This window comes from Tardiphaga sp. 709, from assembly GCF_032401055.1.
Classification (GTDB): domain Bacteria; phylum Pseudomonadota; class Alphaproteobacteria; order Rhizobiales; family Xanthobacteraceae; genus Tardiphaga.
On the sequence record NZ_CP135529.1, the window covers coordinates 411356 to 429007 of the forward strand.

18 protein-coding genes are annotated in these 17652 nt (G+C 61.6%); 5 read left to right on the forward strand and 13 right to left on the reverse strand.

Going from position 1 to position 17652, the window contains the following annotated elements; all coding sequences use genetic code 11:
• Positions 1 to 943: 943 nt before the first annotated feature.
• From RSO67_RS02155 to RSO67_RS02170, 4 genes are read right to left on the reverse strand one after another with little or no spacing between them, the layout of a single operon-like run.
• Positions 944 to 1558, reverse strand: a complete 615-nt coding sequence (locus tag RSO67_RS02155) for an Isoquinoline 1-oxidoreductase subunit (RefSeq protein ID WP_315842156.1) — start codon at positions 1556 to 1558, stop codon at positions 944 to 946.
• Positions 1555 to 2076, reverse strand: a complete 522-nt coding sequence (locus tag RSO67_RS02160; protein WP_315842157.1) for a (2Fe-2S)-binding protein — start codon at positions 2074 to 2076, stop codon at positions 1555 to 1557. Before RSO67_RS02160 ends, RSO67_RS02155 begins: the two co-directional genes overlap by 4 nt.
• Positions 2073 to 4847 carry a xanthine dehydrogenase family protein molybdopterin-binding subunit gene (locus RSO67_RS02165; protein ID WP_315842158.1) on the reverse strand — a complete coding sequence of 925 codons (2775 nt, stop codon included), beginning with the start codon at positions 4845 to 4847 and terminating at the stop codon, positions 2073 to 2075. The genes RSO67_RS02160 and RSO67_RS02165 overlap by 4 nt, the downstream gene beginning before the upstream one ends.
• Positions 4848 to 4887: 40 nt before the next feature.
• On the reverse strand, positions 4888 to 5976 hold the full coding sequence (locus RSO67_RS02170) for a hypothetical protein (RefSeq protein WP_315842159.1): 1089 nt from the start codon (positions 5974 to 5976) through the stop codon (positions 4888 to 4890).
• Between the two features lie 384 nt (positions 5977 to 6360).
• Here RSO67_RS02170 and RSO67_RS02175 point away from each other — a divergent pair, with 384 nt between their 5' ends.
• Positions 6361 to 6789 carry a DUF1801 domain-containing protein gene (locus tag RSO67_RS02175; protein WP_315842160.1) on the forward strand — a complete coding sequence of 143 codons (429 nt, stop codon included), beginning with the start codon at positions 6361 to 6363 and terminating at the stop codon, positions 6787 to 6789.
• 6 nt (positions 6790 to 6795) lie between these two features.
• Here the strand turns inward: RSO67_RS02175 and RSO67_RS02180 are convergent, their stop codons facing one another.
• Positions 6796 to 6939 carry a hypothetical protein gene (locus RSO67_RS02180; RefSeq protein WP_315842161.1) on the reverse strand — a complete coding sequence of 48 codons (144 nt, stop codon included), beginning with the start codon at positions 6937 to 6939 and terminating at the stop codon, positions 6796 to 6798.
• Between the two features lie 117 nt (positions 6940 to 7056).
• On the opposite strand from RSO67_RS02180, the gene RSO67_RS02185 reads away from it, so the two are divergent.
• Both RSO67_RS02185 and RSO67_RS02190 read left to right on the forward strand, forming a co-directional pair.
• Positions 7057 to 7950: an FkbM family methyltransferase gene (locus RSO67_RS02185; protein WP_315842162.1), complete on the forward strand. Its 894-nt coding sequence runs from the start codon at positions 7057 to 7059 to the stop codon at positions 7948 to 7950.
• A gap of 90 nt (positions 7951 to 8040) precedes the next feature.
• On the forward strand, positions 8041 to 9012 hold the full coding sequence (locus tag RSO67_RS02190; protein WP_315842163.1) for a TRAP transporter substrate-binding protein: 972 nt from the start codon (positions 8041 to 8043) through the stop codon (positions 9010 to 9012).
• Positions 9013 to 9027: 15 nt separating this feature from the next.
• Here RSO67_RS02190 and RSO67_RS02195 read toward each other — a convergent pair whose 3' ends face one another.
• From RSO67_RS02195 to RSO67_RS02205, 3 genes are all read right to left on the reverse strand, one after another.
• Positions 9028 to 9528, reverse strand: a complete 501-nt coding sequence (locus RSO67_RS02195; protein ID WP_315842164.1) for an FKBP-type peptidyl-prolyl cis-trans isomerase — start codon at positions 9526 to 9528, stop codon at positions 9028 to 9030.
• A 136-nt stretch (positions 9529 to 9664) separates the two neighbouring features.
• Entirely contained in the window at positions 9665 to 9844 is a 180-nt protein-coding gene (locus RSO67_RS02200) for a hypothetical protein (protein WP_315842165.1), read from the reverse strand.
• A 137-nt stretch (positions 9845 to 9981) separates the two neighbouring features.
• Positions 9982 to 10143 (reverse strand): hypothetical protein, encoded by a 162-nt coding sequence (locus tag RSO67_RS02205; protein ID WP_315842166.1) that lies wholly within the window; start codon positions 10141 to 10143, stop codon positions 9982 to 9984.
• A gap of 308 nt (positions 10144 to 10451) precedes the next feature.
• Here RSO67_RS02205 and RSO67_RS02210 point away from each other — a divergent pair, with 308 nt between their 5' ends.
• Entirely contained in the window at positions 10452 to 10793 is a 342-nt protein-coding gene (locus RSO67_RS02210; RefSeq protein ID WP_315842167.1) for a DUF6481 family protein, read from the forward strand.
• Between the two features lie 57 nt (positions 10794 to 10850).
• On the opposite strand, the gene RSO67_RS02215 is transcribed toward RSO67_RS02210, so the two are convergent.
• Together RSO67_RS02215 and RSO67_RS02220 are read right to left on the reverse strand one after the other, a co-directional pair.
• Positions 10851 to 11339 carry a cupin domain-containing protein gene (locus RSO67_RS02215; RefSeq protein ID WP_315842168.1) on the reverse strand — a complete coding sequence of 163 codons (489 nt, stop codon included), beginning with the start codon at positions 11337 to 11339 and terminating at the stop codon, positions 10851 to 10853.
• Between the two features lie 126 nt (positions 11340 to 11465).
• A complete protein-coding gene (locus tag RSO67_RS02220) occupies positions 11466 to 11708 on the reverse strand; it encodes a pentapeptide MXKDX repeat protein (protein ID WP_315842169.1) in 243 nt (80 codons plus the stop codon).
• Positions 11709 to 11956: 248 nt separating this feature from the next.
• Between RSO67_RS02220 and dctP the strand changes: the two genes are divergently transcribed.
• Positions 11957 to 12979 carry a TRAP transporter substrate-binding protein DctP gene (gene dctP / locus RSO67_RS02225; protein WP_315842170.1) on the forward strand — a complete coding sequence of 341 codons (1023 nt, stop codon included), beginning with the start codon at positions 11957 to 11959 and terminating at the stop codon, positions 12977 to 12979.
• Positions 12980 to 13006: 27 nt separating this feature from the next.
• Here the strand turns inward: dctP and RSO67_RS02230 are convergent, their stop codons facing one another.
• Genes RSO67_RS02230 through RSO67_RS02240 form a run of 3 tightly spaced genes read right to left on the reverse strand, consistent with a single transcriptional unit; the run spans position 13007 to position 17556 of the window.
• A complete protein-coding gene (locus RSO67_RS02230) occupies positions 13007 to 13897 on the reverse strand; it encodes a hydroxymethylglutaryl-CoA lyase (protein WP_315844149.1) in 891 nt (296 codons plus the stop codon).
• 39 nt (positions 13898 to 13936) lie between these two features.
• On the reverse strand, positions 13937 to 15949 hold the full coding sequence (locus RSO67_RS02235; RefSeq protein WP_315842171.1) for an acetyl/propionyl/methylcrotonyl-CoA carboxylase subunit alpha: 2013 nt from the start codon (positions 15947 to 15949) through the stop codon (positions 13937 to 13939).
• 2 nt (positions 15950 to 15951) lie between these two features.
• Complete coding sequence (locus tag RSO67_RS02240) at positions 15952 to 17556, reverse strand: carboxyl transferase domain-containing protein (RefSeq protein WP_315842172.1); 1605 nt, start codon at positions 17554 to 17556, stop codon at positions 15952 to 15954.
• Between the last annotated feature and the right edge of the window lie 96 nt (positions 17557 to 17652).

Consider the following 17652-nt stretch of genomic DNA (forward strand, 5'->3'; position numbering starts at 1 on the left):
GCGCTTGAGACGACGGCAAATGTTCAATACCTCTCAAGCATTCACCAAGTCGCTTGTGCAGTCCTATGTCGATCACAACCATCATCGTCGGCTGCACGTTGGCAAACGGCGCGCTAGTGCCGTGCTTCGCCGGTGAATGCTGAAGTGAGACCCACTTACCGGGAGTGACTAAGAACGCGTGGCGACTCTAACGATGTCGTTAAACGCGACGGAAAGCGATAGCGCGCGAAACTGATCGAGGACGAGTTCTTACCGCGCCGCCATCGTTGCCACTGTGTACTATCCATTCGCCGTTGGCAGCTTGCCCCGTTATGATGCCGACATGATGTGGCCAGACCACAACTACTCCAATGCCCGGGCCCCCGGCGCTCGAACCAACGCGCGCCCATTCGCGAGCACGAGCAAGACGTCGATCGGATTGGTGAAGGTATTTGCTGAGATATGTCCCACACCACGCGCGCGCTCGGTGATGACTTCCCTTGCGGGCTTCAGCCTGTGATGCAAAGCAGATAATCGCACAAGCAAGCAATGCGCTTTTCGACATAGCGTTACTCCGTGTGAATGAAATGACCAACTTTCAAAAGCGGTCTTCAAACTTACGGCGTGTGCTTCAGTTCCTTGTTTTCCTTTCTGAACGATCTAAATCGCGCAAGAACAAGGACGAGCGGTAACTGGACACATTGTAGTATCGAAGAGGATTGCGCATCCAATGTCGAAGCGGTGCTACGCTAAGGCAACGCTGCCGCAAGAGCAGCGAATGCTGGTGAAACTACTTTATCGGGAAGACATGGAGCGACTGCTCGGCGCGCAGTAAATTATAATAGTAAACGGTCACCGCATCTCCACGATTTCTCTGCTCGTATAGCGGGCTTCCACTCCGTGGGTTGCAGGTTCGAGATCCCGCCGGGATCGCCATCCTGTCCAATGAAATGGCGTCGTGGCATCAGCCCGGACAGGCTGCGCCCGTCTTTGCCCAGGCTTCCACGAGAGCGCCCGCCTCCGCCTGCGTGCCCGGCGCAGGCGCACGTCCGTAACCTGGCGCCCAGGCCCAGCCGACCAGCGTATCCTTGCCGATGTGGTCGATCAGATCCTCGACCTTGCGGCCGCCATTGCGTGCGGGGTCTTTGATCTGCGCGCAGATCTCGGCGACGGTCTTGCCTTCCCATGCCATCTCGCGCGGCGCGAGGTGCCATTCGTGATGACCGGGGATGCGGCCGGGTTCGAAATTGGCGTCCTTGTGACAGGAGTTGCAGCGCATCGCCGCAGTGCCGTGACCATCGGGCCCGCGCGTGACAGGCGGCTGATGCAGACGGCGCGCATCGCCCTGCCGCGGCACGTCGCCGGCGGGATGGCAGTTCACGCAGCGCGGATGCGTCAGCACCTTGCCGAGTTCGGTGAAGATCGCCGCCGAGCGCGCATTGGTATCGGCGATGCCATTGAAACTCTCCGGGCTCGCCAGCCCTTTCGACGCGCCCTGCCCGGCCGCATAGGCCGTGAGCATGCTCATCCCAAGCGTCGCGACGACAACCAGCGTTTTGACGCGCGTCTCGGCTCTCATCCGCGCGGCTCCTGAATGAGATAGCGCTTCGCATCGCTGAGGATCACGGCCTCATGATATTTGACGTAGCCGGTGCAACGACACAGATGCCCATCGAGCGCTTCGACGATACGTTCTTCAAGGCCCGCGCGCGGCACAGGCGTCTTGGCCATCTGCTCGAGCAGCACCTGCCCCTCATTGAGGAAGCCGGCGGTGCAATAGCCACACTGGAACGCGAAATGCCTGATGAAGGCCTTCTGCAACGGCGACAGTTCGCCGTTCTTGGCGTGGCCCTCGACCGTGCGAATGGCCTTGCCATGGAAGCTTGCCGCCGAGGTCACGCAGGTCGGATTGGTGTGGCAGCTGCCATCGGGCTCGTCGACTATCACGACACAGCTCAGGCACTGCGCGGCGCCGCAGCCGAATTTGGTGCCGGTCATGCCCAGATATTCACGCAGGAAGTCGTTCATGGAGAGATCGTCGCGCACCTCGGTGGGCGCATGGACCTGTCCGTTGATGGTGATGCCCAGTGTCGTCACGCGAGCGCTCCCTTGAGCATGGCCTGTGTCACCGGCAACGCTGCGAAGCGGTGTCCGATGGCGTCATGGATGGCGTTGAGCAATGCCGGCACGATGGGGATCATCACCACCTCGGCCATGCCCTTCGGTAATTCGTCCGGCGTCAGCGGCGGCATCAGCTCGATCTCGACGTCGCGCAGCGACAGATCGGATCCTCGCGCCACCAGATACTGACCGAGATTCCATTGTCCGTTACCGGGCCCGCCCTCGAACGGCGGCAGCGTTTCCAGCAGCGTATAGCTGACGCCCATGGCGAAGCCGCCCTGTGCCTGGCCAAGCACAACCTCCGGCACCAGCGCCTGCCCGCATTCGAATGCGGTATAGGCTTTGGCGATGCGTAGCGCGCCGGTCGCTTTCTCGATCTCGACACGCACCGTTGCGCCGCATGCCGATGTATAGGCCGTACCCATCCGGTTGTTGTCGGTCGGCGGGAAAAGCACGCTGGTGCGGTTGATGCGCGTGAACTTGCCAGCGCCACGACGCAGCGCGAGCCCGTCGATCTCGGCGCGATACTGTTCGCTGCCGATGGGGAAACGCGCGCGTGCCCACGCCCAGCGCGAGAACCCATGGGCCACAGCGCCGGTGACGAGATTGCGCGCATGCGCCGTCGCGGCGAGTTTCGCCAAGGGCAGCGACGGCAGGCCCACCATTGTGAGCAGCCCGTCCTTCCACTCCGCCTTGGCAAAGTCCCTGGCCCGCGGATCGCGCGGGCCGATATTCCAGAGCGCCAGCGCCGCCGGCCACAGACCGAAGCGGAAGATCGCCCGCGCTGCTTCTGCCGCCGCATGCGTTCCGACATGGGCGCCGATGGAGGCTGAGGTGGCCGAACTGATCGATGGCACCCAGCGCGGATCCTTCTCGGCCTTGTCTTGGGTCTTCTGATCCATGGTGTAGCAATCGCCGGAGGTCACCAACTCCAGCGCATCGAACACGCCGACCTGCGACACCGCCACCTCGTCGGCGATGCTGCCGAGATGCAATGCGACGCGATTGGCCAGCGCCGTGCCGATACCGTTGCCCATCTCCACATGGTCGCAGAAGATCGCGATCCTGCCGTCGGGGCTGAGCTCGACGCGACCGTTCGAACTATCACCGCCGGTGCCGTAATCCTTGGTCACGCAGGCCACGCCCGTTCCGACCAGCACGCCGCTCGCGGCACGCGCCTTCTCCGCCGCACGCTGTTGCCAGATCGGGTGCTGCTCGAGCTTGTCGAGAACCTCTAGGCTCCGCACCGAGACGATATAGGGATTGCCGGTCATGGTGCGGCCATCCTGCTTCAGGGCATTGCGTCGCCGGAAGTCGATGGGATCGAGCTTTAGCGCATGCGCCGCTTCGTCGATCAGAACTTCCAGCGCAGTCATGGTCTGCAGCGAGCCGTAACCGCGCATCGAGCCCGCGGTCACGCCGCGGGTATGCTGCGCCACTGTCGTGACATCGACCTTGGGCACGTCATAGATGCCGATCGCGGCCGTCGCGGCGCAGGTGGCGACATTGGCCGAGAAATTGGCGAGACCGCCGCCATCAAGCACGTGATCGGCGGCGAACGCTGTGATCTTGCCGGAAGCCCGATCGACAGACATGCGCGACCGCATCTTGATGGCGTGGCGTTTGATGCCTGCCTGAAACTGCTGATAGCGATCATGCGCCAGCCGCACCGGACGGTCCGGGAAGAACATCGCCGCCAGCGTCACATACAGAATGAAGGGCGTATGGTCGCGGCCGCCGAAGCCGCCGCCGACATAGGCGAATTGGGCGTTGATCTCGCTCGGCTTGAACGGCGCTTTCGCCTCGCCGAGCAGAAACGCAATTGATTCCGCCGCCTCGTAGGGCGACTGCACGCCCAGCACCAGTTCGAGCGCCTTGTCCTTTGCGCTGTACCAGCCCAGCCCGCATTCCGGCTCCAGAAACATCGGATCGACAGACTGCGTATCGAAGGTGCGATCCAGCACCAGCGCCGAAGACTCGCTGGCGGCGATCTCGGCACGGATCCGGTCGCCATAGACCGCAGCCTTCTCGTAACCCGTCTCGTTCTTGTGCGCGGTCGAGGACCATACCGGCAGCGCGGACGCCTGGGTACGGCCGGGCGTGACCCAACCGGCCAGGACTGGCGAATAGACATCGGGCGCATCGGGTGTCGCGCCGGCAACGCGGGTGAAACGATACGCCGCATAGTTCGGCAGTTCGATCGGACCCGTCTCCTCGCCAAACTGCACGAAAGTGCCATCGCGCAAGGCGATCCGCGCGCGGTCATAGCTGTCGAACGTTTCGAAGATCAGCAACGCAACGGGCTGGCCCATATAGAGCGGCGTCTTGCCGACCGGGCAAAACAGATCGCCCTCATAGAAGGCTGGCACGCGGGCGTTGATCCTGGCGAGATCCGCTGCGGTGACGATCACCGTCGGCTTCAGCGCGCCGCTCAGCCGCGCGAGATCCATACCGAGATAGACATGGGTGGCATCGGGCGCGCGCACCAGAATGGCGTGCGAGGTTTTCTCGGGCCAGCCCGGCAGGTCATTCGCCCGGAAATCCGACGCATAGAGTTTCGAGCCGGTGACCTTGGCGACGCCATCGACACGACCGGCACCGCCGATAGCGGGATTCAACTTGCCCCGCCCCGGCAGTGTCTCGCGTGCCGGGAACGCCACCGGCTCCGCCGCAGCCAGATGCGACAGGCTGAGCGAAATACCGCCCACCGATACCCATTTCATGAACTCGCGACGCGAAGTCCGCATGCTTCCACCCCTGATCGACAGCCGTCCGCCGCTGCGCCTATTACTTGAGATCGGCGATGGTGGCCGGCCCCGGTCCGGTCGTGATCAGCGTCGGCCACTGGTTCGAGCCGAACGGCACCACCGGCGGCAGGAACGGCGTCATGCCGCGCTTGGCGCTCTCGGCGATGATAGCTGCGCGGGCGTCGCCCCCCATCAATTCATAATCCATCAGGTGATAGTTGCCGAAGAACAGCGAGCCCACCGAGCGATCGGCGATGATGCGGGTCAGCGACTCCAGCATGTCGGCTTGCGTGGTGGTGAATGACACGGTTTCGATCAGCAACAACCGATCATTGATGGCTTCCGGCGGGAAGAACTGCGCCAACACGCTGAACAGCACGTTGTTCTGCCGTGCCACGTAAATCGTATTGCTCGCGGCATAGGCCTTGTCCCAATCGGGACCCAGCATCTTCTTCCAGTCGCCCAGCACGGTCATCCAGTGATTGACCTGGGTCTGCGCGGCCCAGGCCACGTTCTTCGTAAGGAACGGCGCCTGCTTCTTGCCAAATGTCTCCAGCGTATCGAAGGGGATGACGCCCTTGGCGATGCACTCGTCCATGAAAGCCAGGTTGTTCTGCAGAATGGTGCGGTTGTTGTCGCGCCAATCGGCCTGCATCGGCGTGAGATCGAGGCCATCCAGCGCCGACTGCATGCGGCTGCGATAGGCCTTCATCGAACCGAGCCAGGATTTGTTATCGGGATTGTTCACATAGGGGCCGACCACCTCGGCCAGTGCCATGGTGCTGTGGCCGACCGACTTGAGCAGTTGATAGACCATTGGCACCGAAGGCGCATCGACCGGCGGCTTGCCGGGCTGGTACAACGTGAACTTGCCGCCGGCGCCGGAGAACAGACCGAGGATCACGGGATGTTTGGCGAGGATATTGGCGCGGAAGACTTTCGCTGCATCGCCATAGAGCTCGAACATGCCGGTATTGAGCGCGAGCATGTCCTTGGTGGCGGTCTCGGCAGGCGTTGTCGCAGTCAACCCGGAAATCGGCGCCATGTAGGATGGCAGGGTCTGGGCATGGACGGCGCTGACGCCCCCCAACAGGACAGCCGCAAGGGCGACAGCGTGGCGATACGTCATATCCGGACTCCTCCGAGTCATCTTGGCGATTGCTACTGTCACGACTAGCGCAGCACATCTTAAAAATCTGCTTTTGCCATTCAGCAGAATCGTCGCGACATAGTTGATGAAAGCAAACACGCCGTGACGGGCGGAATGCTCTCGAATGCGACTGAACTGGATAAGAAAAACGCTACGAGATCACGCCATGCGCTGGTGGTTCAAGGCTACACGCAATTGCGTGACACCGGAATTGGTTCGCGATCCGGAATACGCAGCGCGTAGCGGTTTTTCGTTCGCCTGTAGCGGAAGGCTGGACGCTCGAAACAGGCCGGGTTATTTTCACGGCACGTAGGTAAGCACCACTAACAGAGCTGTATGGCTCCGGGCGTCGAAGGGGAGCGCATGGCAAAAAAGACGCCCAGCACATCGACGGAGATCAACGAGGCAGGTTCTCCCTCCGCGCTGATCGACACGAAGATCAAGGAGCTGGGTGACTGGCGCGGTGAGATGCTCGCTTCCGTCCGAAAGATCATCAGGCAGGCCGTCCCCGACGTGGTCGAGGAATGGAAGTGGCGCGGCGTTCCGGTCTGGGAACACGCGGGCATCATCTGCACCGGCGAGACCTACAAGGCGGTCGTGAAGATGACCTTCGCGAAGGGCGCATCGCTCGATGACCCGTCAGGCCTGTTCAACTCCAGCCTCGACGGCAACACCCGCCGCGCCATCGATATTCATGAAGGCGACAAGATCAACGAAAAGGCGCTGAAGGCGCTCATCTGCGCCGCGGCGGCGCTGAACACGTCAACCAGGAAGAAGCCAAAGAAAGCGTGAGCGTCGTTATCTGGGGACCGGCCATGACAGGTCGTAGGACATCACATAGATGACGATCGCAGCCAGACACAGAACAACACCGATCCAGAACAGCGGCGAATGATGGACGGGGCGGCGGCGCGCGGCGTCGTCTCTCTGTTCGTCTTTCATTCGTCCTCCATTCCGGCGCCAAATACCTCAATCGCTCGAATTGTCGCGCGACACTCTGACACGCTGCCTGCGCCCACTGAAGCACGCATTGTCGCACCATTCGCAGGAAAGGTACGCATGCGGCAGGGCGCGATTCGACGCAACGATGATGGACTATCCGCACTGCTCCAGCCTGCGCGGCCGACCGCTGTCGTCGATATCGGTGCCAATCCCATTGACGGTGACCCGCCCTACAAGCCGATGCTGCAAAGCGGACTTTGCCGCGTGACCGGTTTCGATCCGCATCCGCAGGCATTGGCGCAACTGCAGGCACGCAAGGGCGCGTTTGAGACCTATCTTCCTTATGCCGTCGGCGATGGCGGCAGCCATACGCTGAACATCTGCCGCGGCATCGGCTTTGCCAGCCTGCTGCAGCCTGAACCCAAAACACTCACGCACTTTCCGAATTTTACCGAGCTCGGACGTGTCGTCGACAGGCTCCCGCTCGATACACGGCGGCTCGACGATATCGCCGAGATCGAGCACGTCGATCTCTTGAAGATCGACATTCAGGGTGGCGAACTGTCGGTGTTCAGGAACGGTCACAGCAAACTGGCCAAGGCTGTCGCCATTCAGACCGAAGTCTCCTTCGTGCCGCTCTATGAGAAGCAGCCGGTGTTCGGCGACATCGATCTCGAACTGCGCAGCCTCGGCTTCATTCCGCACATGTTCGCGGCCATCAACAAGAAGATGATTGCGCCGATGATGGGCCCCAACCCTGCTGCTGCCATCAATCAACTCGTCGAGGCCGACGTCGTCTATGTCCGGGATTTCATCCAGGCGGAGGCGATGGATAGCGAGCAGCTCAAGCACCTCGCGCTGATCGCGCATCATTGCTACGGCTCGTTCGATCTGGCGCTGAATTGTGTGCATCATCTGGCCAGCCGCGGTGCCGTCGCGCCCGATGCCAAGAACCGCTATATCGCCCTGCTCCAGGCCAATCGCCCCAAAGTAGCTGGCGGCAGACTTTAAACTTCTCCGGTTCCGACGTAACATGGCGTCCGGCGCAGAGAACGCGCCGATGCGTGCATCATCTTTCCAGCCAGAACCACGGGTCAGACCATGCTTTCACGGCGCCGCCTTTTGCTGACTGCAGGACTGGCGGTCGCCTGCCCCGCAGTCCTGCGCGCCGAACCGCTGAAGATGCGTCTCGCCCATAGTCTGCCGACCACCCATCCCGTCCACCCGGCCATGCAGCACTTTGCCGACCTGGCGCGCGAGCGTTCGCAGGGCGAACTCGACATCGCGCTGTTTGCGGACGGGCAGCTCGGTCAGGAAGTCGATCTGCTGTCGCAGGTACAGGCCGGCAAACTGGATTTCCTGAAAGTCAGCGCCAGCGTGCTCGAACGCTTCCATCCCGCCTACAAGGTTCTCAACCTGCCCTTTACTTTCCGCGATCGCGCGCACTGGCTGAAAGTAACGAGCAACGAGGTTGGCAACGACATTCTGGCCTCGACCACATCGGCCGGCCTCACTGGACTGACCTTTTACGACGCCGGCGCGCGCAGCTTCTATGGGCGGAAGCCGATCTTTCATCCCGACGATCTCAAGGGCATGAAGATTCGCATCCAGCCATCGGAGACCATGGTCAAGCTGATGCAGCTGTTCGGCGCCGAAGGCATCGAGCTGTCATGGAGCAATGTCTATGTCGCGCTGAAGTCGGGATTGGTCGATGGTGCAGAGAACAGCGTGGCTGCGCTGATTGTCGGTAAGCATGCTGAAGTCGCGACGCACTACTCGTTCGACGAACACACCATGATTCCGGACGTGCTGCTGGTAGGCGCCGGCCGGCTCAACAGCATGACGCCGAAACAGCGGGAGATCATCCGCGAAGCCGCCGCCCTGTCCTATCATCACATGAACGAGCTGTGGACCGCATTCGAGGCGCAAACGCGCCTGCAGGTCGAAGCGATGGGCGTGACATTCGTCAAGCCGGACAAGGCACCCTTCATCGCGAAGGCAGCGCCCCTCGCCGACATCTATGCCGGCGAGGAGGCGTCACGAACGTTGCTGCGCAGGATCGCGCAGGCATAGGTCGTTTGATCGGGCTTATTTGACGCCGAGCAGTTCGACGTCGAAGATCAACGTCGCATTTGGCGGGATCACGCCGCCAGCACCACGCGCGCCATAGCCGAGATCCGGCGGAATGATCAGCGTGCGCTTGCCACCGACCTTCATGGTGGCGACGCCTTCGTCCCAGCCCTTGATGACACGCGACATGCCGATCGGGAATTCGAACGGCTCGTTGCGATCGACCGACGAGTCGAATTTCTTGCCCTTGACGCCGTTCTCATAGAGCCAGCCGGTGTAATGCATCACGCAGGTCTGTCCCTTGGCCGGCGTTGCACCGGTGCCAACGGTGGTGTCTTCGATCTTGAGGCCTGAAGCTGTGGTCATGGTTTTTCCTGCGGCTGGCGCCATTTTCTGCGGCGCTTGTTTTTGAGGCGCTTGCGCCATGGCGGAAGAAAGGGAGACGTCGGACACGGCCACGATCACGGCCGCACTGAGCGCGACGGCCGTGGCTCTGACGGCACGCTGGGAGTTTCGCATCATGTCTCCTGGATGGTTGGGTCTGCGAGCGGCGCAGTCATGCCCCGTCATCGCACCGCAACGCAAGTCCTGGCAATGCCGAATCCCGAAGCCGCGATCCATAGAGATCGGTCAATGAGGATGCTTGAATCGGTCCTCAGTCAGGCTTCAAGCTGCGTCGGGCCAGCTGACCCTTGTAATTTTCAAGCAACCGGGTCGCCAACTCTGTCGCCTCATCGCTTGCCTGGATCGAGCGACTGTCGGACATCGGCTCTGCGAGCGAGGCCGGATGTTTGAAGCTGAACGAGCGGATGACGCGATCGATGGCTGCTTGCATGGATAACTCCCGATGGCGACAGGAACTCCGCGTTTCGCGGAAAGTTCCTGATCAGTCAGCCGGAGGGCACCGCAGGTTCAAGGCAGCAGCACGGCCGCTGCAAAGCCGTAACATGGCCATTTTGGCTACAAATGTTGCTAAGCGCCTGCTTCTGCTGCGAATTGCAGCCCTTTGAAAGTCAGTCGCTTGGGGTCGCGAACGCCCGCCAGATACAGGCCGCGAATGAAGTGGGTCACCATGTCGCGATCACAACCGGTCAGAACGACCACAGCATCGACGGCTGTCTTCTGGGCATCCATATCGGTCCTCGCGCCGCACAGGCGGCCTGCTCCGCGCGCTCCAAATCGCCGGATGACCAAAACATGCCCGATTCCGGGATTTGCGGATATACGCGGATCACCCCTGCGCAAGCTCCGCCACAGCCTCGCGCAGGCCTCCTTGCCAGCAAATCATGCGTAAGATTGCCGTAAATCGCAGATAGTTGATGCGTTGCCGCGCTGTCGGCTGTAAACCGCAGCGGAGTTTCGGCCATTGCCTGGATGTTTGCCCGGCTGCCGCACCCGACAATGCCCCACCCCAAACCAAAGAAAGCGACAAGGCCTCGTTCATGTCATTTAAGGAACCCAGCTTCGCAGATCGTCAGAAGGCTGCGATCGAAGCCAGGAAGAACATTCTGAACAAATTCAAGGCAGCACCGGGCCCCGATGATCCTGCCGTGAAGGCGCGCGCCGCCGAGCGCGAAGCCGCTGCCGTCGCACGCGCGGAAGCCAAGGCCATCCGCGACGCCGAGAAGGCCGTCCAGAAGGCCCGCGAAGCCGAGGAAGCCGCCGCTGCTCTAGTCCAGGCTGCGCGCGCGAAGGAAGAAGCCGCGCTTGCCCAGGCCGCGCTGGAAGCCCAGCAGAAAGCTGCCCGCGACGCCCGCTACGCCGCCCGCAAGAAGCGCAAATAAACACGAGATCAGCGTGCCATCATCCGATGGCACGCTGCCTGAATTGATTGTCCGAGGTCAATTCGTTTTGCCGAATTGCGGCTCGTCGGGTTTGACGAAATTGTTGCCGCTCGGGCCGTAGCCGGTGATCTGAATCACGGCGCCCTCTTCCCGTGTGCCGTCCCAATGCACCGCGCCAGCGGGATGCACCATGTAGCCGCCGGTCTTCATCGGGATCGATTTTTCGGGCACAAAGGCTTCGCCCGTGCCGGTGTACCAGGTGCCCGACAGCACCACGACGTGACGATCTTCCGGATGCTTGTGCGGCTTGCTCATGATGCCGGGCGGCCACTTGATCCGCAGCACATAGATGCCCTGCTTTGAGGGATCTCCGTAAAGTGTCGCGACTTCGACGCCAACACCGAACGGGTTCTTCCAGACTTCCTCGCCCTGATTGATGCGCACAAAGCCCATCTCATCGGTGGCGCTCCATGTCGTCACGCTTGGAAACAGCGTTGCAGCGATCAGACAAGTCGCCGCAACGACGACGCGTCGTTCTTTGTTCATCATGGCCTCCCCAGGCATTTTCTTGTGCGCGGAGGCTATGCCGAGTTTTCAGGTCCAGCAACGAGCAGCGCAATATGACAAGCCCGTCGCACGGACGGGCCCGTCACGGCGATGCGGCTGAAGACGTTACTTCTTCATCATTCCGTCTTCCTTCTTCATCATGCCGTCTTTCTTCATACCATCGTCCTTCTTCATACCGTCGTGAGACATGGCATCCTTCTTCATACCGTCGCCTTTCGACATAGTGTCCTTTTTCATGCCGTCATCCTTGCTCATCTTGTCCTGAGCGAACGCGGCAGGTGCCAGTGCGAGGCTGAGCGAGACGAGCGCGGCAGACACGCCGAGCGCAAACCTGGTGGAGACGGTCATGATGTTTTTCCTCTGATCCATTTCTGAAGCGCGACGTCTGTCGCTATGAACCAGACGTACGGAGATCGCGGTTTGTTACATCGCATCAAAAAAGTCTTGATGATGCATCCGACAGCCATTGCGTGCGACGCAACATCACTTGCCCGCCGGTTCGGAATGTATAAACGAAGGGGCGCGGTGACGGAGCAACAGGACGCGGGCGCATTTTGTCCCGCTCGGCACCAGACGAACACTTTCAGGAGTTACGCATGCTGACTCGCCGCCACATCCTTGGATCGGCCCTCGCCGTGCCTGCGATCCTTCGTTGCGGTATCGGTACGGCGCAGGTAGCGACTACACTGAAGATCTCGCACCAGTTTCCCGGCGGCACCATCGACAACGGCGACTTCCGCGACCGTCTGGTCCGCACTTTCGCAGCCGCCATTGCCAAGCAGAGTGGCGGCGACCTTGTTGCCGAGGTTTATCCGGATTCGTCGCTGATCAAGGCGGATGCGCAATTTTCCGCCATGCGCAAAGGGACTCTCGATCTCAGCCTTTATCCTTTGCCCTATGCCGGCAATGAATTGCCAGAAGCGAATATCGGCCTGATGCCCGGTCTGGTCTCGACCTACGATCAGGGCCTGCGCTGGAAGAACCTGCCGATCGGCAAGGCACTGAGCGACATTCTCGCCGACAAGGGCATCATGCTGCTGACCTGGGTCTGGCAGGCCGGCGGTGTGGCTAGCCGCTCGCGCCCACTGGTTGCCCCTGAGGACGCCAAGGGTCTCACGGTCCGCGGCGGTTCGCGCGAGATGAACATGATGCTGCAGACTGCCGGCGCACGCGTGCTCTCAATGCCGTCCAACGAAATTTACGCAGCGATGAAGAGCGGCGCCTGTGATGCCGGCATCACGTCATCGACCAGCCTCATCTCATTCAAGCTGAGCGAAGTCGCCAAGCATCTGACCTCCGGCGCGGGTGCGTCCTACTGGTTCATGCTTGAGCCTCTGATGATGTCCAAGGCTGTGTTCGACAAGTTGCCGAAAGCACACCAGGATATTCTGGTCTCAGTCGGCGCCGAGATGGAAGCCTTCGGCAAGGCGGGCGCGCAGCAGGACGATGTCGAAGTGTCCAGGGTCTATGAGAAGGCCGGCGCCACGGTCAGCGCGCTCGACGCTGCTACCGTCGGCAAGTGGCGCGATATCGCGCGCGATACGGCATGGAAGGACTACGTCGCCAAGACACCACTCACCGCGAACCTCCTCAAGCTCGCGCTGGACGTCCCGGCCTGAAGTATCCTGTCGCCCGCCAGGTGGTTCTCAGCGCGTCTTCGCGTTGAGTGCCGAAGCGACACGGCTGACCGGCGGGCGGCCGATCAGAGCGCTGATGGTGTTGGTCGCAGCGAGCAGCTTGTTCATATCGACGCCCGTGGCGATCCCCATGCCTTCCAGCATGTAGACCACATCTTCCGTGCCGACATTGCCGGTCGCACCAGGCGCATAGGGGCAGCCGCCGAGACCGCCGGCAGCGCTGTCAACAACGCGACAGCCTTCTTCCATCCCGGCATAGAGATTGGCCAGCGCCTGACCATAAGTGTCATGGAAGTGCATCGCGAGCTTCGGCATGGGAACCGAGCCAGCAACGGCGCGCAGCATCTGCCGTGCTTTCGACGGCGTCCCGACACCGATCGTGTCGCCAAGCGAGACTTCGTAGCAGCCGAGATCAAATAGCGTCTTCGAGACATCGACGACCGCCTGCGGCGCGACGTCGCCATCATAGGGACAACCGAGAACGCAGGACACGTAACCGCGCACGCGGATGCCGTCGGCCCTGGCGCGCTCGATCACCGGCTTGAAGCGCTCGATGGATTCGGCGACCGAGCAATTGATGTTGGCACGCGAAAAGCCTTCCGAGGCCGAGGCGAACACCGCGATGACTTTCGCGCCGACCGCCTTCGCGCCCTCGTAGCCCTTCTCGTTCGGCACCAGCACATGGAATTCACCGGGCAAATCGCGCACGCCGAGAAATACCTGATCCGAACCCATCATTTTCGGGATCGCCTTGGGCGACACGAACGAGCCGACCTCAACCGTATGCAGGCCAGCCCCGACCAGCGCCTTCACAAAGGCGATGCGGTCCTCGACCGAGACCGGCGTCTTTTCATTCTGCAAACCGTCGCGCGGGCCGACTTCGACGATACAGAATCTGATTACTCATGCTTGTTTCAATCTCACACGTCTTTCAGAAGATCAGGCGCTCGGCTCGACTTCCGCGAGCTCGACACCTTCTCCAACGATATCGCCGACCTTGCACTTGATGCGCTTGAGCACGCCGGCGAACGGCGCGCGCAGGGTCTGCTCCATCTTCATGACTTCCAAGGTCAGAATGGCAGCGCCCTTCTCAAGGATTGCGCCCTCCTCGGCCAGCAGCGCCACCACGGTGCCCGGCAGCGGCGCAACGATCTTGTCCTCGCCGACCTGCTCTTCATCGTCGCCGCCGAACGGATCGACCCAATGGATGTCGAAACGGCCGTGACGCGTGCGCAGATAGAGTTCGTGGCCCTCGATCACCGAAACGATGTGCGAGCGCGCTCCGTCCAGCGTCAGATCGAAATGCCCGTCATCGGCCGTAGCCGCCTCAAACCCCAGTTCGCGAGTGCCGATCGAAATCGTTGCAGGACCGCTGCCGTAATTCAACGTCACGCGCTGTTCGTCCGAACCATACTTGAATTTGAACACCCGCTGGCGACGCCCGACCGGCATCCAGCCAGCCGTCAGCCAGGGCGAGGTACCGGCGGCCCGTGCTGCCTGCTCTTCGCTCGCGACGATGGCGGCGACAGCCGCGCATAGTTCGAGATCGCCAGGCGCCGCCGAGTCCGGCGTCAACACTTTCAATTCACGCTCGATAAAGCCGGTGTCGATGGTGTTCACACGCACATCCGGATGCGTTACAAGCGCCGACAGGAACGGCGTATTGGTGACAATGCCGCGAATATCGGTTTCTTCCAGCCCGCGGTTGAGCCGGTTGATCGCCGCATCGCGCGTCGGTGCCCAGGCAATCACCTTCGCGAGCATGGCATCGTAATTCGGCGACACCGCGTCACCCTCGCGATAGCCAGCATCGATGCGCAAGCCGTTCGTCTCAGCGGGCGTCCGCCAGGTGCAGATCTTACCAACCGAAGGCATGAAATTCTTGTGCGGATTCTCGGCGTAAACCCGCGCCTCGATGGCGTGGCCGTTGAGCTTGATCTCGCTTTGCGTCAGCGGCAGCTTTTCGCCGAACGCCACGCGGAGTTGCCATTCGACCAGATCAACGCCGGTGATCAGTTCGGTGACCGGATGCTCGACCTGCAGGCGCGTGTTCATCTCGATGAAGAACACGTCCTTGCCGTCAGAGACGAATTCGATAGTGCCGGCGCCGACATAGTTCACCGCGCCTGCGGCCTTGCGTGCAGCCCCGCAAACCGCCTCACGCTGCGCGCCGTTCAACGTCGGCGACGGCGCCTCTTCGATCACCTTCTGATGCCGTCGCTGCAACGTACATTCGCGCTCGAACAGCGAGACCAGATTGCCGTGGCTGTCGCCGACGATCTGCACTTCGATGTGACGGGGATTGTCGACATACTTTTCGATCAGCATTCGGTCGTCGCCGAACGCTGCTTTGGCTTCGCGCTTGGCGCTGACGATGGCCGGAGCCAGTTCAGCCGCCGAACGCACCACGCGCATGCCACGCCCGCCGCCGCCGGCGGAAGCCTTCACCAGAACCGGGAAGCCGATTTTGTCAGCGGCTTTGGCCAGTGTCGCGTCGTCCTGCGCTTCGCCATGGAAGCCAGGCACCAGTGGCACGCCAGCCTTCTCCATCAGCGCCTTGGAGCCTGACTTCGAGCCCATCGCAGTGATCATCTCCGCAGTGGGTCCGACGAAGATCAGGCCGGCATCGGCACAAGCCTGCGCGAACTCGGCGCTCTCGGAGAGAAAGCCGTAGCCGGGATGGATCGCCTCGGCGCCGGTCTTCTTTGCAGCTTCGAGAATGCGCTCGATATTGAGATAGCTGTCGCGCGCACGCGCCGGGCCGATCAACACGGCCTCGTCGGCTTCCGCGACATGCAGCGCATGGGCATCTGCCTCGGAATAGACCGCGACGGTGCGCAAGCCCATGGCGCGCGCCGTGCGGATGACGCGGCAGGCTATCTCCCCGCGATTGGCGATCAGGAGCGTGCGAAAGCGGCGATATAACGCTTTTGAAATTTCGGCTTTGGCCATCATCACATCCTGAACAGGCCGAAGCGCGTCGGCTCGATCGGCGCATTGGCCGACGCTGACAAACCAAGTCCGAGCACCAGGCGCGTATCTGCGGGATCAATCACGCCATCATCCCAGAGGCGCGCCGTCGCGTAATACGGGCTGCCCTGGGTCTCGAACTGGTCGCGTGTCGGCTTGCGAAACGCTTCCTCCTCTTCGGTCGACCAGGTACCGCCCTTGGCTTCGATATTGTCGCGGCGCAGCTGACTCAGCACCATCGCGGCCTGCTCGCCGCCCATCACCGAGATCCGGGCATTGGGCCACATCCACAGAAAGCGCGGGCTGTAGGCGCGGCCGCACATGCCGTAATTGCCGGCGCCGTAGGAACCGCCGACCACCACGGTGAATTTCGGGACGTTGGCCGTGGCGACAGCTGTCACCAGCTTGGCGCCATCGCGCGCAATGCCGCCGGCTTCGTATTTCTTGCCGACCATAAAGCCGGTGATGTTCTGCAAGAACACCAGCGGGATGTTGCGCTGGCAGCAGAGCTCGATGAAATGCGCGCCCTTCAGCGAGCTCTCGCTGAACAGGATGCCGTTGTTAGCGATGATGCCGACCGGGAAGCCCCAGATATGCGCGAAGCCGCAGATTAGAGTCGTGCCGTAGAGCTTCTTGAATTCGTCGAATTCGGAGCCGTCGACGATGCGCGCGATGACGTCGTGTATGTCGAACGGTTTGCGCGCGTCGGCAGGAATGACACCGTAGAGTTCTTCAGCGGCATATAAGGGATCGCGGGGCGCCTGCATGTTCAGTGTGGCCCGCTGTGGTGGCTTCAACGTCGCGACGATTTTTCGCGCGATGCCGATGGCGTGGCCATCGTTCTGTGCGTAGTGATCGGTGACGCCCGATTGCCGCGAATGGACGTCGGCACCGCCGAGCTCTTCCGCGGTCACCACCTCCCCGGTTGCGGCCTTCACCAGCGGCGGACCACCAAGGAAGATCGTGCCCTGATTGCGCACGATGATGCTCTCGTCGGACATCGCCGGCATATAAGCGCCGCCGGCAGTGCACGAGCCCATCACGACAGCAATCTGCGGAATGCCCTGCGCCGACATCTGCGCCTGATTGTAGAAGATGCGGCCGAAATGGCGCTCATCCGGAAAGATGTCGTCCTGCTGCGGCAAGAACGCACCGCCGGAGTCTACCATATAGATGCACGGCAGATTGTTCTGCCGCGCGATGTCCTGCGCGCGCAGATGCTTCTTCACCGTCATCGGATAGTAAGTGCCGCCCTTGATAGTCGCATCATTGGCGACGATCATGCACTCCCTGCCCGACACGCGGCCAACACCAGTGATGACGCTGGCGGAATGGACGTCGCCGCCATAGAGGCCGTTGGCGGCCAGCGGCGAGAGTTCGAGGAAGGCCGTGCCGGGATCGATCAGCAGATCGACACGTTCGCGCGCCAGCATCTTGCCGCGCGCGGTGTGCTTGGCGCGGGACGCTTTGCCGCCACCGCCGGCGACCGCACCGAGCTTGTCCTTGAGCTCGGCGACCTGCGCCTTCATCACATCGACATTGCGTTTGAACTCGGCCGAGGTGGGATCGATCGTGGAGCGAAGCGACATCGGCTTCCGTTTCCTGCAGGGTCTGTTTCTTGTTTGCACGGCGGCCCGGCAACGGACCTGCCATGATGGTGTCATCCCGTCGTGGCGGGACGCAAC

Coding starts and splice junctions, on each gene's coding strand:
- RSO67_RS02240 (WP_315842172.1), bottom strand. CDS start 17,556: ATGTCGCTTCGCTCCACGATCGATCCCACCTCGGCCGAGTTCAAACGC.
- RSO67_RS02170 (WP_315842159.1), bottom strand. CDS start 5,976: ATGACGTATCGCCACGCTGTCGCCCTTGCGGCTGTCCTGTTGGGGGGC.
- RSO67_RS02195 (WP_315842164.1), bottom strand. CDS start 9,528: ATGCGAAACTCCCAGCGTGCCGTCAGAGCCACGGCCGTCGCGCTCAGT.
- RSO67_RS02205 (WP_315842166.1), bottom strand. CDS start 10,143: ATGGATGCCCAGAAGACAGCCGTCGATGCTGTGGTCGTTCTGACCGGT.
- dctP (WP_315842170.1), top strand. CDS start 11,957: ATGCTGACTCGCCGCCACATCCTTGGATCGGCCCTCGCCGTGCCTGCG.
- RSO67_RS02180 (WP_315842161.1), bottom strand. CDS start 6,939: ATGAAAGACGAACAGAGAGACGACGCCGCGCGCCGCCGCCCCGTCCAT.
- RSO67_RS02235 (WP_315842171.1), bottom strand. CDS start 15,949: ATGGCCAAAGCCGAAATTTCAAAAGCGTTATATCGCCGCTTTCGCACG.
- RSO67_RS02220 (WP_315842169.1), bottom strand. CDS start 11,708: ATGACCGTCTCCACCAGGTTTGCGCTCGGCGTGTCTGCCGCGCTCGTC.
- RSO67_RS02165 (WP_315842158.1), bottom strand. CDS start 4,847: ATGCGGACTTCGCGTCGCGAGTTCATGAAATGGGTATCGGTGGGCGGT.
- RSO67_RS02190 (WP_315842163.1), top strand. CDS start 8,041: ATGCTTTCACGGCGCCGCCTTTTGCTGACTGCAGGACTGGCGGTCGCC.
- RSO67_RS02175 (WP_315842160.1), top strand. CDS start 6,361: ATGGCAAAAAAGACGCCCAGCACATCGACGGAGATCAACGAGGCAGGT.
- RSO67_RS02215 (WP_315842168.1), bottom strand. CDS start 11,339: ATGAACAAAGAACGACGCGTCGTCGTTGCGGCGACTTGTCTGATCGCT.
- RSO67_RS02210 (WP_315842167.1), top strand. CDS start 10,452: ATGTCATTTAAGGAACCCAGCTTCGCAGATCGTCAGAAGGCTGCGATC.
- RSO67_RS02185 (WP_315842162.1), top strand. CDS start 7,057: ATGCGGCAGGGCGCGATTCGACGCAACGATGATGGACTATCCGCACTG.
- RSO67_RS02200 (WP_315842165.1), bottom strand. CDS start 9,844: ATGCAAGCAGCCATCGATCGCGTCATCCGCTCGTTCAGCTTCAAACAT.
- RSO67_RS02155 (WP_315842156.1), bottom strand. CDS start 1,558: ATGAGAGCCGAGACGCGCGTCAAAACGCTGGTTGTCGTCGCGACGCTT.